Below are 14,898 nucleotides of genomic sequence, written 5' to 3'. Positions count from 1 at the left end.
GCGATGGCCCAGACTGAAATCTCCGGCGCGCCAGTCGCCGGCGCACCGGTCGTTACGGCGATGCAGGTGATCCCGGTCGCGGGCCGCGACAGCATGCTCCTCAATCTGAGCGGCGCGCATGCGCCGTTCTTCACCCGCAACATCGTCATCCTCACCGACAATGCCGGCCACACCGGCGTCGGCGAGGTGCCGGGCGGGCAGAAGATCTGGCAGACGCTCCAGGATGCCCGAGATCTCGTCATCGGCAAGACCGTCGGCGCAATGAACAACATCCTCGCCGACGTCCGCACGGCCTTCGCCGATCGTGACGCCGGCGGCCGCGGCAAGCAGACCTTTGACCTCCGCGTCATGATCCATGCAGTCACGGCGATCGAGTCCGCGCTGCTCGACCTGCTCGGCCAGCATCTCAACCTGCCGGTCGCCGCGCTGCTTGGCGAAGGCCAGCAGCGCAAGAGCGTCGAGACGCTCGGCTATCTCTTCTTCGTCGGCGACATCAGCAAGTCCAGGCTCGACTACGTCACCGGCGAGACCGGCAAGGCGGAATGGTTCAACCTCCGCCATCAGGAAGCGATGACGCCGGAGACCGTGGTGCGGCTCGCGGAGGCCACCCACGACCATTACGGCTTCGCCGACTTCAAGCTCAAGGGCGGCGTGCTCCGCGGCGAGCAGGAGATCGAGGCCGTCACCGCGATCGCCAGGCGCTTTCCCGACGCGCGTGTCACGCTGGACCCGAACGGCGCCTGGTCGCTCGACGAGGCCGTCAGCCTCTGCAAGGACATGCACGGCATCCTCGCCTATGCCGAGGACCCCTGTGGCGCCGAGGCCGGCTTCTCCGGCCGCGAGATCATGGCCGAGTTCCGCCGCGCCACGGGCCTGCCGACGGCGACCAACATGATCGCCACCGACTGGCGCCAGCTCTCCCACGCGCTGCGCCTGGGGGCGGTGGACATTCCGCTGGCCGATCCCCATTTCTGGACCATGCAAGGCTCCGTGCGCGTGGCCCAGACCTGCCGGGACAACGGCCTGACCTGGGGCTCGCACTCCAACAACCATTTCGACATTTCGCTCGCCATGTTCACCCATGTCGGCGCCGCCGCCCCGGGCAAGGTCACCGCGATCGACACCCACTGGATTTGGCAGGACGGCCAGGCGTTGACCAGGGAGCCGCTCCAGATCAAGGGCGGCAAGATTGCGGTCCCCGACAGGCCGGGCCTGGGTATCGAAATCGACAGGGCGGCCATCGACGCCGGGCATGACCTCTACAAGCAGCATGGACTCGGCGCCCGCGATGACGCTATTGCCATGCAGGACCTGATCCCCGGCTGGACCTTCGACGACAAGCGTCCCTGCCTCGTGCGTTAGAAAACTTCCCTGGAGGAATGAGATGACTGCGATCCTGAAGAACTTCATCGGCGGCGAATGGGTCGATGGCTCCGGCGTCACCAAGAACATCAACCCCTCCAACACCAACGACCTCGTCGGCGAGTACGCCAAGGCCGACAAGGCGCAGACCGAGAAGGCGATTGCGGCAGCCAAGGCCGCCTTCCCCGCCTGGGCGCAGTCGACGCCGCAGGTGCGCTATGACGCGCTGAACAAGATTTCCCTCGAAATCCTCGCCCGCAAGGAAGAGCTCGGCCGCCTGCTCGCCCGCGAGGAAGGCAAGACGCTCCCCGAGGGCATCGGCGAGGTCGCCCGTGCCGGCCAGATCTTTGCATTCTTCGCCGGCGAAGCGCTGCGCCTGATCGGCGAGAAGGGTGCGTCCGTCCGTCCCGGTCTCGATGTCGAGCTCACCCGTGAGCCCGTCGGCGTCGTCGGCATGATCACGCCCTGGAATTTCCCGATCGCGATCCCCGCCTGGAAGATCGCGCCCGCGCTCTGCTACGGCAACACTGTCGTGTTCAAGCCCGCCGAGCTGGTGCCGGGCTCCGGGCATGCGCTGTCCGAGATCATCACCCGCTCCGGCATTCCGGCCGGTGTCTTCAACCTCGTCGTCGGCTCCGGCTCCGTGGTCGGCCAGACCCTGCTCGATCATCCCGACGTCGCCGCGATCTCTTTCACCGGCTCGGTGCAGACCGGGCGCAAGATCGCGCAGGCCTGCGTGCTGTCGCATCCGATGAAGAAGTTCCAGCTCGAGATGGGCGGCAAGAATCCGCTGGTCGTGCTCGACGACGCGGACCTCAAGACCGCCGTCGAAGTCGCCGTCAACGGCGCCTATTTCTCGACCGGCCAGCGCTGCACCGCCTCCTCGCGCCTGATCGTCACCGAAGGCATCCATGACCGCTTCGTCGCCGCGGTGGCCGAGCGACTGAAGGGCCTGTCGGTGGACGACGCACTCAAGGCCGGCGTGCATATCGGCCCCGTTGTCGACCAGAGCCAGCTCGACCAGGACCTGCGCTACATCAAGATCGGCCAGGACGAAGGCGCAAAGCTCGCCTTCGGCGGCGAGCTGCTCAAGCGCGAGACGCCCGGCCACTATCTCCAGCCGGCGCTGTTCACCGAAGCCAACAACAACATGCGCATCGCGCGCGAAGAGATCTTCGGCCCGGTCGCCGCCGTCATTCGCGCCAAGAACTACGAGGAAGCGCTCGCGATCTCCAACGATACCGAGTTCGGCCTCGCCTCCGGCATCTGCACCACCAGCCTGAAATACGCCTCGCACTACAAGCGTAACAGCGAGTCCGGCATGGTGATGGTCAACCTGCCGACCGCCGGCGTCGACTATCACGTGCCGTTCGGCGGCCGGAAGGGTTCGAGCTACGGCGCCCGCGAGCAGGGCTCCTATGCGCGCGAGTTCTACACGACGGTGAAGACGGCCTACACCTATCCGGGTTGATAGGCCGGTATCGTACACATCGTAGGGTGGGTTAGCGCAGCGTAACCCACCCCTTCTGCTTCCGCGGACAGAGACATTGGTGGGTTACGCTGCGCTAACCCACCCTACAAATCCCGGAGTCCTCGATGGACCAGGACGTCGCAGCGAAAGAGCAGCCCCGCTACATCAAGCTCAACGAGCGCGACAATGTCGCGATCGTCGTCAATGATTTCGGGCTTCCCGCCGGCTCCCGCTTTGCCTGCGGACTGACGCTGCGCGCCTTTGTGCCGCAGGGGCACAAGACGGCTCTGGTCGATATCGCGCAGGATGCGCCGATCGTCCGCTATGGCGAGGTGATCGGCTACGCACTCTCGCCGATCCTGGCCGGCGAATGGGTGGATGAGGCACGCATCCGCATGCCGGAAGCCCCCGCCCTCGACAAGCTCGAGATCTCGACCGCCGTGCCGGCTCCGTTGCCGCCGCTGGAAGGCTTTACCTTCGAAGGCTTCCGCAATCCGGACGGCTCGGTCGGTACCAAGAACATTCTCGGCATCTCCTCCTCCGTGCAATGCGTCAAGGGCACGATGGAATACGCCGTGAAGCGCATCCGCGCCGAGCTGCTGCCGAAATATCCGAACGTCGACGACGTCGTGCCGCTGACGCATGCCTATGGCTGCGGCGTCGCCATCAACGCGCCCGACGCGGTGGTGCCGATCCGCACGCTGCAGAACCTGGCGCTCAACCCGAATTTCGGCGGCGAGATTCTGGTCATCAGCCTCGGTTGCGAAAAGCTTGCGCCCGAGCGGCTGGTGCCGGAAGGCATCAGCGACGCCATTGTCCGCATGCAGGACGAGGCCTTCGACGGCTTTGGCGCGATCGTCGATGCCATCATGACCCAGGCAGAAGCACGCCTGAAAATCCTCAACAAGCGCACCCGCGAGACCTGCCCGGCCTCCGACCTCGTCATCGGCCTGCAATGCGGCGGCAGCGACGCGTTCTCCGGCGTCACCGCGAACCCCGCGGTCGGCTTCGCCGCCGACCTCCTGGTGCGCGCCGGCGCCACCGTGATGTTCTCGGAAGTGACCGAAGTGCGCGACGCGATCCAGCTCCTGACGCGACGCGCGATCAACGAGGACGTCGGCCGCGCGCTGGTGCGCGAAATGGCCTGGTACGATTCTTATCTCGCCCGCGGCGGCGCCGACCGCAGCGCCAACACCACGCCCGGCAACAAGAAGGGCGGCCTCGCCAACATCGTCGAGAAGTCTCTGGGTTCGATCGTCAAGTCCGGCTCGTCCGCCATCACCGGCGTGCTCTCGCCCGGCGAGAAGGCGACGCAGAAGGGCATGCTGTTCGCGGCAACGCCCGCTTCCGACTTCATCTGCGGCACGCTTCAGCTCGCCTCCGGCATGACGCTGCAGGTGTTCACCACCGGCCGCGGCACGCCCTACGGCCTTGCGGCTGCGCCCGTGATCAAGGTCGCAACCCGCAGCGAGCTCGCGCGGCGCTGGAAGGACCTGATCGACTTCGATTCGGGCAGCATCGCCACCGGCGAGAAGACCATCGAGGAATGCGGCTGGGACCTGTTCCGCCTGATCCTCGACGTCGCCAGTGGCCGCACCAAACCGTGGTCGGACCGCTGGGGCATCCACAACGACCTCACGCTGTTCAATCCGGCGCCGGTGACCTGAGGGGTCACTGACTTTCCATCAGGTGCATGTCGCTCAGCGTGACCGGAAGGCTGCGCGCGACGAGATCCACAATCGCCGTGCGCAGCCGTTCCCCCGACGCCGGACCGTCAAACGTCTCGTCGACCGGCCCGCTCGGACCGGCGAGCCGCATGGTCCCGGTGTTGTCGAGCGGCGCGGCCGCCCGCTTCTCGATCACGTCAAACGACTTGCCGTCGATCACGCGCACCTCGTAGAGCGCGTGGATCAGGCCGTAGTCTGCGAGCAGCGTCCGGTATTGGACGAGCCCGATGCCCTCGACGTTGCGGCCACTGCCGAGCTTGGATCTTGCCCTTGTAATGACGATGTAGGCATCCAGCCCCTGCGGAGCGACATCGCTGCGAACCAGCTCCTTGAACGGATCGCTGCGCAGCAGATTGACGGGCGCGACCGCCGAATCCCTGATCGCGGCGAACGCGGCGCGCCTATAGCTTACCGGCTGCACGCGAAAGCGTGGGCTCAAGAGCTTCGTCGCCTGCTGGACGATCATCTCGTCGAGCCCCCAGGCGCTGATCGAGGCGCTCTGCCCGGCACTGCCGAGCGCGGTCAGCCCGGCCTGCGTCAGGCTCATCTCCTCGCCGATGGCCGAGACGATGCCGACGGTCTTGATCGCCTGGAGCCGGCTCGCGCGCGTCTCGAACGCCGCGGCGGCACCGAGGGCGACGGAAGCGACCGCGAGGGCAATCCATAGAACAGCATGACGGCGCATGGCGACCTATCGAATCCTGAAGTCGAATGAATAGGACGCGCCCAGGCCGATCGTGGTCTGGTTCGACGATCCCCGCAGCTTCACCAGCGGGCTGTCCGCGGCGTCGCCGAGCAGCTTCTCGTATTTCGACATAGGCATGGACCTCCCACTGCGGGTTGATGCGATAGGAGATCTGGCTGCCGAAGCCGACCGAGTGCGCACCGCCCCTGGCATCATACATCGGCAGTCCCGACGCCAGCGTCTGCGTGGCATCGACACCGAAATACGGTGCGGTCGCCTTGGTGCTTTTCCAGGTGAAGCGCGGGCCGGCCGAGATCGTGAGCCTTTGAATCAGCGGCACGATAACGTCGGCGGAAACGTCGGCCACCGTGCCGGTATGGCCACCCACGCCCTGTCGCAGTTCGCTGCGCAGGCGCAGCCAGTCGACCGGATAATATTCGACGAAGCCGCCGAGCTCGTATGCGGCCTTGACGTCGCCAAGGCCGGTCAACTCGGAATATTTGTCGCTCTTGCGCGACGAGACGTATTTGAACGCAGGCCCAGCGCGAAAATTGCCGACGTCGAGCAGCGCAATGCTGGCGCTGCCGCGGGGGCCGCGAAACTGGTCGACCGATCCGGCGCGGCGAATGGAGAAGATCGGAATCGGGCGGAATTTTCCGTTCTTCGACCCGACGAAGTCCGGTGTGTATTCGCCGCCGATGCCGACCATGACGGTCCAGTTGCCGGAGGGCGAGGGCAGCATCGGCAGGTCGAACGGCGGGGCCGGCAGCGTGAATGCGGTCTGCGCGGATGCAGACTGAGGGATCGCCATGATCACGCCAAGTGCGGCAAGGAATGCGCTCAGCAAGCTCTGCTGCGCGCCCGCCGCACGATCGAGAGCGGCTTCGTCAAATTGCTTCATTACGGGGCCCCGGACCGGACCCTGCTGGGCCTGGTCGACTGGTGTGGTTGGAGCCACAGCATGTGGTCCGGCAAAATTGCCCCAAGATTGCAACGGCCGACCGCCCCTGCGACATTCCGCGCCAGGCGCGCCGCCGGACCAACATTGCCCGAACATTGCCCGGGACGCGTTCACGCTCCGAACTTTGACCGCGCGCGAGGTGAGCGCCCTCGTCCCTGCCTTTTATTCGCCAAGCTCGCTGCCTTAAAGGGAACCTCGCGCACGAACCGAAATGCCGGAATTCGGCCAGGGAGCGTCAAGGTCGGGGTGTTATTGCCCCAGCAGAGTCAAGGACGATCCGCGTGCGCTCCCTCGTGATCGAAGACGAACCGCAGATCGGCGCCTATGTCAGTCGCCTGCTCGGCCAGTTGCACGGCGTCGTCGACCTCGTCGGCTCGATTGCCGACGCCCGCCAGGCGCTGGACAATTTCAAATACGATCTCGCCATCGTCGACCGGATGCTGCCGGACGGCGATGCGCTCGAGGTCGTCACGGCATTGAGCCGGTCGCCGGAGCGCCCCGCGATCATCATGCTGACGTCCAAGGACGCCAAGGAGGATGTCGTCGACGGCCTCAACTGCGGCGCCGACGACTATCTCGGCAAGCCGTTCGAGCCGCAGGAGCTGATCGCGCGGGTGCGCGCCGTCTTGCGGCGGCCTCGCCTGCTCGCGCCCGCGGTGCTGTCGCTCGGCAATGTCGAGCTGCATCTCGGCAGCAACGAAGCGGTGGTCGCCGACACCAAAATCCTGCTGCGGCGGCGCGAGGCGCTGATCCTCGGAGCGCTATTGATGCGGCGCGACCGTGTCATCACACGCGCCGCCCTGATCGAGGAGATCTACGGCTTCGACGACGAGATCGAGTCCAACACGCTCGAAGCGCAGGTCTCGCGGCTGAGGAAGAAACTGGCCGCGCTCGGCGGCGACGTCGAGATCCGCAGCATGCGCGGCATCGGCTACATCCTGCGGCTGGCAACACCGCGATGACGTCGATCGCCCGGACGTTTGCACTGTCGCTCGGCATCGCCGCGACGACGATCTTCCTGATCATGCTCGGCCTCTTCATCTGGCGCTATCCGATGGAGGAGCGCGAGTTCAGGGCTTGCCGGGTCGTGGCCGCCGTTCTCGACCGCGCCACCATAGTCGAAGGGCAGAACCTGACGGTGCGCCCGACGCGCGCCCTCGAAGAGCTGAAAGCGGACAGCCCGAACCTCTGGTATGTCGTGTCCGCGGGCGAGCTGGTCAGCGAGTACGGCAGCGAACGCCGGCCCGCCCTCCCCTTTGCGTTTCCCTATCACGGGCCCGTCGGCTCATCGGTCTTCAGCACGCTCGACCAGAAGAGCACCTTCTGCCTCGCCGTCGTGCAACGGGGGGCGTTGCAGCTCGCGATGATGGTCGGCGAGCCTCAAGTCCGCTTCGGCCGGATGGCGAGAAACTTTCTCATCCGCAGTGTCTTTTCGATCACGCTGCTAGCGCTGGCCTTTGCCGCGACCGTTGCCGCCGGCGCGGCGCTGGCCGCGCGTTTCGTCTCACGCGGTATCGAACGTGTCGCGCTTCGCGCGCTCGCGATCGATCCTGCAGCACCGCAAGGCCTGATATCGCTGTCCGAGGTCCCCCGCGAGCTGAAGCCGCTTGTGAAGGCGCTCAACCGTGCCTTCGGCGAGATCGACGCCTATATCAGGATGCAGCGCCGCTTTCTCGGCAATGCCGCCCATCAGCTCCGCACGCCGCTCACGCTGCTGCGCGCGAAGATCGAGGACGTGTCCGAACCGGCCCTGAAGGCCGAGCTGGTGCGGGACGTCCGCCGCCTCACCTCGCTGGTCTCCGCCATGCTCGACCTCGCGCGCCTGCAAAATCACGCGATCGAGAAGCGGCCGATCGAACTAGCCGAGATCACGCTGGACGTGCTGGCCGATTTCGGTCCGTCGGCGCTGGACGCCGGCATAGAGCTTGCGCTGGAGCGGGCCGACCAGGGACCGCTCCTGGTGCAGGGCGTGGACGCGGCCATTCGCAGCGCGCTCGCCAATCTCGTCGGCAACGCACTCATCCATGCCCGCGGCGCGCGACGCATCACCGCCACGCTCAGCCGCGATGGCGTCTCGATTCACGATGACGGCGCGGGCCTGCCCGATGGCGCCGAACACGGGCTGACCGAGCCATTTCAGACCGGCAACAGCGCGTGCGATGGTGCGGGCCTCGGCCTGTCGATTGTCCGCGAGATCATGGCCGCCCACGGCGGCGAGCTGGTCATCTCTTCCGCGCCGAGGCTTGGCACGACGATGCGCCTGCACTTTCCCGCGGCCAACGCGGCGGTCAAATCTCCGCAGCTTGATCTGCAAGAGCGCTAGGCGAGGCGCATCGGCTCTTCCCGCGAAACCGTCCGGAAACATTGGCGCGAAAAACTTCTTCCTCGTTTCGTCCCTTCGCATCAAGCAACCAATATATTCGCCGAAGGCGACAGGAATGTGCGCACGCAAGCGAACCTGTTGCGGCATCGACGCGACCAAACCTCCGATTGCCATCTTCCACGGAGATTTTCCAATGCGTGTTCTCTCGATGATTGCCATTGCCGGCGTGATGATTGCGAGCTCGGCCGGGGCGCTCGCCGGCGAGCTTCCCTCTTACGAAGTGAAGTCGTTTCCGATCTCGGCAACGCAGGTGCAGGTGCTCGGCGGCGCCGGCGTCGAGGAGCAGTCGGCAGCGCCCGCGATGACCGTCGCCAGCATGCCCGCCTCGCCCGCGCAAGTCTCGGTGCTGTCGCCCCGCGTGAAGCGGCTCGCGAGCGCGGGCTCGGAGAGCGAGGCGCGCTAAGCGTCCACCACCCGACGACGATTTCATCGTGTGCGCTGAAGTTTCCACAACGTCATGGCCGGGCTCGTCCCGGCCATCCACGTCTTGCGCAGGGCACAATCGTAGGTGCCCGGGACGGGCCCAGGCAGGACGAACCTCTTCCGCACCGTCAGGAATTCGGCGCTCGCACGCTTCTACGTCATGCTGCCCGGCATGAAGCAGCGCACGCGCGGATGGCCGTCGATATAGTGCTTCCACACCATGGTGCGGCCGATCTTGTTCGGCTCGGTGATCACGGCGCCGTCGGGCACGACCACCCATTCGTCATCGAGATGCACACGATAGCGGCCCTTGTCGGATTCCCAATCGACATCGGCGACCACGTAGCCGTCGGCATCCGAGCAGCATTGTCCGTATTCGCTGTGCAGGCTCTCGAACCAGGGCTTGAGTGGCGAGTTGGCGTAGCGGCCGTCGTCGCGCGCCAGCGCCGAGGTCGCAAGCGGCGCCATCAGCCCCAGCAGCGCCGCCGCACATAGTCTTGCAAGTGGCATGTCGTCTCCGCGGATCGCAATCAGCGCCGCGAGGGACAGACGCCGCCGTCCGCCTTCCGCGCGGTGGCGGCAGGCGTGGAGACGGCGACTCGCTCCCCAGCGGCTTTGCGACAGCTATGCAAATCCGGCGCCAGCGCGCATTCCGGGGAACTACTGCCGCAGGCTCTTGTGTGCACATTCCGCATGTTCGGCGCACCGGCGATCTGCCGTGGCCATTTTGGAGGCTTTCCTTGTCGCGCCGGGACGTGTACGAACGTTGCCGCGAACTTTATCGCATTGCTTAAACGACTGTTTCGATTAGAGAAATCGGGTGTTGGCGTGACAGGCCCTGGACCGTCAGCGCTATGAGTTCGAGAGAGTTGCTCCCTGGCCAGCAGGACGCGACCGATTTGCCCGCAAACGAGGTGCAGTTTGCGCTGGTGATTTCGCGCATGCTCGAGACGGTGAAGAACGATCCGGAGTTCAGGCGGCAGCTCGTCTACGATCTTGCCCGCTACAAGCTCCAGGAGCAGTTCACCTACGCCGACGCCAAGAACATCGACCAGATGAAGCGGGCGCTCGAGGTCGCAATCGAGGAGGTCGAGAAGTTCTCGCGTGAAGAGGCGCCGCTGGAGCGGTTGCCGCAACATCAACTCACATCGTCGAAGGCGGGTGAGACAAGCGGCCCACTTCTGTCCGCCGACGCTCCGGTCCTGCGATCGGGGATCGAGACATCCAGGCGGCCTGCGATCTCAGGCCCGCTCTGGCCCGTGATCAAGCGTACAGGGGCCATCCTGCTTGCCGCCGGCGCCATCGTCCTTCTCATCTCGCAGCGAGACCATATCGCCGCGTTGCGCCGGCTGGTTTCGTCGCAGGCGCAGGAGATCGCGCTGGTCCCGCCCAAACCGGAGACGACGATCGCGGTCAGCAAGCCGGAAATGGTGACCGCCGTCGCGCCGCCGGCGAAACCGGCGCGCGTGCTTCCGACCGACTACGGCGTCTACGCCTTGATCGACGACAAATCGCTGGCGGAGTTGAATGCGACCGGCATCATGGCGCCGGACATGCGCGTCGCGATATCAACGGAGTTCAGGAAGCCTGACCGGCCGCACCTGCCGAACGGCCGCGTCAAATTCATCGTGTTCCGCCGCGACGTCGCACACGCGGTTCCCGAACGCGTCGAGGTTCGGGTCGTGGCGAAGATCGTCAGAGAGTTTACGACCGACGCCGCAGGCAAGACGCTGAGTGGCGGAGACGACGTCGGCGTCATCCGCAATTTCGCCTATCCGTTCCGGGTGTCGCCGATTCCCGGGACACCCGAGATGCACGAGCTTCACACTGGCGATTCAGGGCTCGAACTTCCGCCAGGACATTATGTCCTGAGCCTCGGCACGCAGGCCTATTACTTCCAGGTCGACGGCGAGATCACCGATCCCCACCAATGCCTCGAGCGGGTCGTCGCCGGCAGCGGCACCTTCTATGCGCCGTGCAGGAAGGAGCGGACGCATTGACTATTCCGTAGCCCGGGTGAGCGCAGCGGCACCCGGGACAAGTGGTCCCGCATATCGCTTCGCTCATCCGGGCTACAAGAGAATGCGGGAGCAACCTAACTGGATTGCTTCGCTACGCTCGCAATGACGAGATGAGGCGCGCACGTGCCACACACTCAGCTGTCATCGCCAGCCTTGTGCGCACTTGCGCACTGGGGCGGGCGATCCAGTACTCCGTGACGAACGTGATTGAATCGAGAGGCTGCGGCGTACTGGATTCCCCGCCTGCCGCCTACGCTAAAGCTTCGGCGCCCCTCGACCTCAACCCCGGCGAAGCCTTGGCGTAGCCGGGTCGCGGGGAATGACGGCGGCGTGTGAAGCAACGGCAGTAGAGCCTACTGCTTCGGCGCCGGCGCCATCATTGCGCCGCCCTTCTTCGCCGCGGGCGCGGGAGCCGGCTTGGTCGCTACGGCCTGTGCGGGCAGATATTTGGCGACGATGGCGGGATCGACCTGCGCGATGTTGGCGTCCGGCAGGCGCGTCCAGGTCTCGTCCTTGCCGAACAGGGAGATGCCGAGGAAGCCGCGCATGGTCAGGGTCTGGCCATCGGGGCTCACCGTCATCTTGGCCTTCCAGATATTGCCGTCGCGCGGATTGACCACGTTGCCGCCGTCATATTTCAACCCGTCGCGCTTCATGTCGCGGATGAAGGAAAGGCCGAGCACCGGGGAGTTCTTGCGATCGTCCGTGCACTTCGCGCAGACCTCGTTCGGATCGTCGCCGGGCCGCGGGAACGTCTTGGCGATCACGCCTTCGAACACACCGTTGTGGTCGATGAAGAGGAACCATCCTACCGTCTTGCCGTCCTCGACCTTCTGCCAGAGGCCCGCGGCGGTTGGCTGGGCCGACGTCGCAACCTGGGCTTGCGCCGCAGCCAGGCTCACCGCGCCGAACGACAGCGCGAGCGCGAGGAGCGAGAGCAGCCGAAAGCTGGAAAACGGATTCCGCATTATGATCACCTTGCTATTCCACGACTGGAATGGCCGAAGACTACGGCGATTTCGCGAACGGTTCCAGCACCAGAAACATGCGGCATCGCGCTCCAGCCCCGCTCGCGGTCAGCCGACTCCGAGCTTCTTTTGCAGGCTGGAGGATGAGGTCGTGTACTGGAACACGAGGCGCTTCTCCGGATAGACGTAGCGATGGGCTTTTTGCGACATCAGCGCGCCCTCGTGGAAGCCGCACAGGATCAGCTTGATCTTGCCGGGATAGGTGTTGATGTCGCCGATGGCGAAGATGCCTGAAACGTTGGTCTCGAACGCGGATGTCTCGACCGGCACCAGATTGTTCTCCAGCGCAATGCCCCAGTTCGCGACCGGACCGAGCTTCATGGTCAGCCCGAAGAACGGCAGCATGGCGTCGCAGGCGATCTCGGTGACGTTGTTGTCGTTGCCCTTGATCGTCGCGCCGGTCAGCTTGCCCTCAGTGCCGGCCAGCGAAGTGACCTGGCCGAGCCGGAGATCCATCTTGCCGCCTGCGACCAGCGCGCGCATCTGCTCGACGCTGTGAGGGGCTGCGCGAAATTCGTCGCGACGGTGCAAGAGCGTGATGCGCTTGGCCACCGGATGCAGATTGAGCGTCCAGTCGAGCGCGGAATCGCCGCCGCCGACGATCAGCACGTTCTTGTCGCGGAACGTCTCCATTTTGCGCACTGCGTAATGCACCGAGGTGCCTTCATAGGCTTCGATGCCCGGCACCGGCGGACGCTTGGGCTGGAACGAGCCGCCGCCGGCCGCGATCACCAGCACCTTGCATTCGAACACCTTGCCGGCGTCGGTGGTGCAGCGAAATGCGGGATCGCCGATCTTCTCCACCGTCTCGACCATCTCGCCGAGATGGAAGGTCGGATGGAACGGCTTGATCTGCTCCATCAGCGCGTCGGTGAGCCCCTGCCCCGAAACATGCGGAATGCCGGGAATGTCGTAGATCGGCTTTTCCGGATAGAGCTCGGCGCACTGGCCGCCGACCTTGTCGAGGATGTCGACGAAATGCGTCTTCATGTCGAGAAGGCCGAGCTCGAAGGCGGCGAACAGGCCGCAGGGGCCGGCGCCAATAATCAGCACATCGGTTTTGATCACGTCGCTCATGTCGTCTCTTTATCGGTCGTTATCGGTTGGACGGCGCCCTTTGGGCAGAGGTGACCCTGCCTGTCTAGCCAACGGGGATGGATCAGGGAAGGCATAAAAGCGGGAGCGCCCCGCAGCCGCGCCCACTTGCCGGGTCAAAATAACTGGGCTGTAACGAGGCTGGATATGACGGAGATCAACCGGTGAACGCACCAAGCCGCCTCGATACGACGCCGCGCCTGGAGGACTACCCGTACCGCCTCAGCGACAACGTCCGCTTCGGCGATCTCGATCCCAACCAGCACGTCAACAACGCGGTCTATGCCACCTATTTCGAGACCGGCCGTGTCACGCTGATGAAGAGCCCGGACTACGGGCTGACGCCGCCGGGCCTCGCCTGGATCATGGTGCGGCTCGACATCCATTTCCGCGCCGAGCTGCACTGGCCGAACACGATCGAGCTCGGCCTCGGCGTGGTGAAACTGGGACGGACGTCAGTGACCTTCGAGCAGGTCGTGTTCTCGCAGGGAAGAAAATGCATCGCCTCGGCGATGTCGGTCGGCGTCATGCTCGACGAGGCGACGCGGCGTCCGGCGCCGCTGACCGCGGAGATCGTCGAGAAGCTCAAACCCTGGCACAAGCGCGGCATCGAGGTCGCGCCGCCGAGCACCTGACGGAGCGGGACGGTCGGATCAGGCCTGGCGTTCCGGCGTCGCCACGACCAGCCCGTCGAGCTCGTCGGAGACCTTGATCTGGCAGGACAGGCGCGAGTTCGGGCGCACGTCGAAACCGAAGTCGAGCATGTCCTCTTCCATCGGCGTCGGGCTGCCGACCTTCTCGCGCCAGGCTTCGTCGACATAGACATGGCAGGTCGCGCAGGCACATGCGCCGCCGCATTCGGCCTCGATGCCGGGGACGCTGTTGCGGATGGCGGCTTCCATCACGGTTGCGCCGTTCTCGATTTCCACCGTACGGGTTTCGCCCTTGTGGTCGACAAAGTGGATCTTGGCCATGTGTGCTCGTGCTGCCGCGATGTTGGGAATGAAGGAGGGTCCGGGCTGTCCTATAACGGGTCGGTTAGCCCGGCGCCATAGCGTTTTGATGCAAGCTGGATCCCGGTTTGCGTGCAGAAAACGCGTCAAAACAAAAGACTAGGGACACCGCCGTTTGCGGGGTTGCCGGCCTAGTGTTTCAGGATCGCCTCGATGGCGGCGCGGGCCTCGGCCACGGCCTCCTTCAGCGCGGCGAAGGCGGGGAGCCGGTCGTGGCCGGTCCGGATCGCGGTCTCCAGGTGAGCGGCGGCGTCAGCTACGGCAAAGGCGCCGATTCCGCGGGCCGAGCCCTTGAGCTTGTGCGCGAGCGCGCCGGCCTCGGCCGGCAAATTGGTCATCGCGGCAAGCAGACGAACCGCCTGCTCGGCGAACATCGCCAGCACTTCCTGTTCCAGCTCGGCGTCGCCGAGCGTCATGCGGGAGAGGTGGTCGAGATCGAGCGGGCTGTCGACGGGCGCAAGCGGGGGCGAGGGCATCCATTCCATCCGTTGCAGTTCAGGCGTCATGGCGCAGGCCCCGGCATCGCGACGGTTCCGCCGGTTCGGCGGCGCGGTTCCTCCCACCCAAGCATGGAAATGGTTAACGAAATGTTTGGGTCGTTTGACGTAACTACGCCCGTTTATTGACAAAAACTTGCCTCAATCGGCCGAGTCCGGTGGAGAATTCCATTTGTTGCTAAGGCGTTAGGGCGCGATCCTGTTAACGATGATTAAGATTGTCTTAATCGCA

15 protein-coding genes and 1 pseudogene are annotated in these 14,898 nt (G+C 65.1%); 8 read left to right on the top strand and 8 right to left on the bottom strand.

Features of this window, described 5'->3' with window-relative positions; translation table 11 throughout:
- The first annotated feature begins 3 nt into the window (after positions 1 to 3).
- The 3 genes from gudD to garD all read left to right on the top strand — a co-directional run bounded on the left by gudD (position 4) and on the right by garD (position 4,500).
- A complete protein-coding gene (gudD, locus tag XI08_RS32870) occupies positions 4 to 1,362 on the top strand; it encodes a glucarate dehydratase (protein ID WP_271577586.1) in 1,359 nt (452 codons plus the stop codon).
- 22 nt (positions 1,363 to 1,384) lie between these two features.
- Positions 1,385 to 2,833, top strand: coding sequence for an aldehyde dehydrogenase family protein (locus XI08_RS32865; RefSeq protein ID WP_271577585.1), 1,449 nt, complete (start codon positions 1,385 to 1,387; stop codon positions 2,831 to 2,833).
- Positions 2,834 to 2,958: 125 nt separating this feature from the next.
- Positions 2,959 to 4,500, top strand: coding sequence for a galactarate dehydratase (garD, locus tag XI08_RS32860; RefSeq protein ID WP_271577584.1), 1,542 nt, complete (start codon positions 2,959 to 2,961; stop codon positions 4,498 to 4,500).
- Between the two features lie 4 nt (positions 4,501 to 4,504).
- Here the strand turns inward: garD and XI08_RS32855 are convergent, their stop codons facing one another.
- The 3 genes and pseudogenes from XI08_RS32855 to XI08_RS32845 form a co-directional block, all read right to left on the bottom strand.
- Complete coding sequence (locus XI08_RS32855) at positions 4,505 to 5,245, bottom strand: hypothetical protein (RefSeq protein ID WP_271577583.1); 741 nt, start codon at positions 5,243 to 5,245, stop codon at positions 4,505 to 4,507.
- Positions 5,246 to 5,251: 6 nt separating this feature from the next.
- Positions 5,252 to 5,383, bottom strand: a complete 132-nt coding sequence (locus tag XI08_RS32850; RefSeq protein ID WP_271577582.1) for a MipA/OmpV family protein — start codon at positions 5,381 to 5,383, stop codon at positions 5,252 to 5,254.
- Between the two features lie 49 nt (positions 5,384 to 5,432).
- Positions 5,433 to 5,954 (bottom strand): annotated as a pseudogene (locus XI08_RS32845) (MipA/OmpV family protein); the annotation flags it as partial.
- A 533-nt stretch (positions 5,955 to 6,487) separates the two neighbouring features.
- On the opposite strand from XI08_RS32845, the gene XI08_RS32840 reads away from it, so the two are divergent.
- The 3 genes from XI08_RS32840 (at position 6,488) to XI08_RS32830 (ending at position 8,992) form a co-directional block, all read left to right on the top strand.
- A complete protein-coding gene (locus XI08_RS32840) occupies positions 6,488 to 7,168 on the top strand; it encodes a response regulator transcription factor (protein WP_271577581.1) in 681 nt (226 codons plus the stop codon).
- A complete protein-coding gene (locus XI08_RS32835) occupies positions 7,165 to 8,529 on the top strand; it encodes a sensor histidine kinase (protein WP_271577580.1) in 1,365 nt (454 codons plus the stop codon). The genes XI08_RS32840 and XI08_RS32835 overlap by 4 nt, the downstream gene beginning before the upstream one ends.
- Before the next feature lie 193 nt (positions 8,530 to 8,722).
- Entirely contained in the window at positions 8,723 to 8,992 is a 270-nt protein-coding gene (locus tag XI08_RS32830) for a hypothetical protein (RefSeq protein ID WP_271577579.1), read from the top strand.
- Positions 8,993 to 9,165: 173 nt separating this feature from the next.
- Here XI08_RS32830 and XI08_RS32825 read toward each other — a convergent pair whose 3' ends face one another.
- Positions 9,166 to 9,522: a hypothetical protein gene (locus tag XI08_RS32825; protein WP_271577578.1), complete on the bottom strand. Its 357-nt coding sequence runs from the start codon at positions 9,520 to 9,522 to the stop codon at positions 9,166 to 9,168.
- 389 nt (positions 9,523 to 9,911) lie between these two features.
- Here XI08_RS32825 and XI08_RS32820 point away from each other — a divergent pair, with 389 nt between their 5' ends.
- Positions 9,912 to 11,012 carry a hypothetical protein gene (locus XI08_RS32820; RefSeq protein ID WP_271577577.1) on the top strand — a complete coding sequence of 367 codons (1,101 nt, stop codon included), beginning with the start codon at positions 9,912 to 9,914 and terminating at the stop codon, positions 11,010 to 11,012.
- 374 nt (positions 11,013 to 11,386) lie between these two features.
- Here XI08_RS32820 and XI08_RS32815 read toward each other — a convergent pair whose 3' ends face one another.
- Together XI08_RS32815 and XI08_RS32810 are read right to left on the bottom strand one after the other, a co-directional pair.
- Positions 11,387 to 12,001 (bottom strand): DUF2147 domain-containing protein, encoded by a 615-nt coding sequence (locus tag XI08_RS32815; protein WP_271577576.1) that lies wholly within the window; start codon positions 11,999 to 12,001, stop codon positions 11,387 to 11,389.
- A 108-nt stretch (positions 12,002 to 12,109) separates the two neighbouring features.
- Positions 12,110 to 13,138 carry an NAD(P)/FAD-dependent oxidoreductase gene (locus XI08_RS32810; protein ID WP_271577575.1) on the bottom strand — a complete coding sequence of 343 codons (1,029 nt, stop codon included), beginning with the start codon at positions 13,136 to 13,138 and terminating at the stop codon, positions 12,110 to 12,112.
- A 182-nt stretch (positions 13,139 to 13,320) separates the two neighbouring features.
- Here XI08_RS32810 and XI08_RS32805 point away from each other — a divergent pair, with 182 nt between their 5' ends.
- Positions 13,321 to 13,791, top strand: a complete 471-nt coding sequence (locus XI08_RS32805; RefSeq protein WP_271577574.1) for an acyl-CoA thioesterase — start codon at positions 13,321 to 13,323, stop codon at positions 13,789 to 13,791.
- 18 nt (positions 13,792 to 13,809) lie between these two features.
- Here XI08_RS32805 and XI08_RS32800 read toward each other — a convergent pair whose 3' ends face one another.
- Positions 13,810 to 14,130: a 2Fe-2S iron-sulfur cluster-binding protein gene (locus XI08_RS32800; RefSeq protein WP_074121684.1), complete on the bottom strand. Its 321-nt coding sequence runs from the start codon at positions 14,128 to 14,130 to the stop codon at positions 13,810 to 13,812.
- Positions 14,131 to 14,300: 170 nt separating this feature from the next.
- Positions 14,301 to 14,675: an Hpt domain-containing protein gene (locus XI08_RS32795; protein WP_271565442.1), complete on the bottom strand. Its 375-nt coding sequence runs from the start codon at positions 14,673 to 14,675 to the stop codon at positions 14,301 to 14,303.
- Between the last annotated feature and the right edge of the window lie 223 nt (positions 14,676 to 14,898).

It is taken from the genome of Bradyrhizobium sp. CCBAU 11361 (genome assembly GCF_028128935.1).
GTDB lineage: Bacteria > Pseudomonadota > Alphaproteobacteria > Rhizobiales > Xanthobacteraceae > Bradyrhizobium > Bradyrhizobium niftali.
This window is presented reverse-complemented; position numbering and strand designations above follow the sequence as displayed.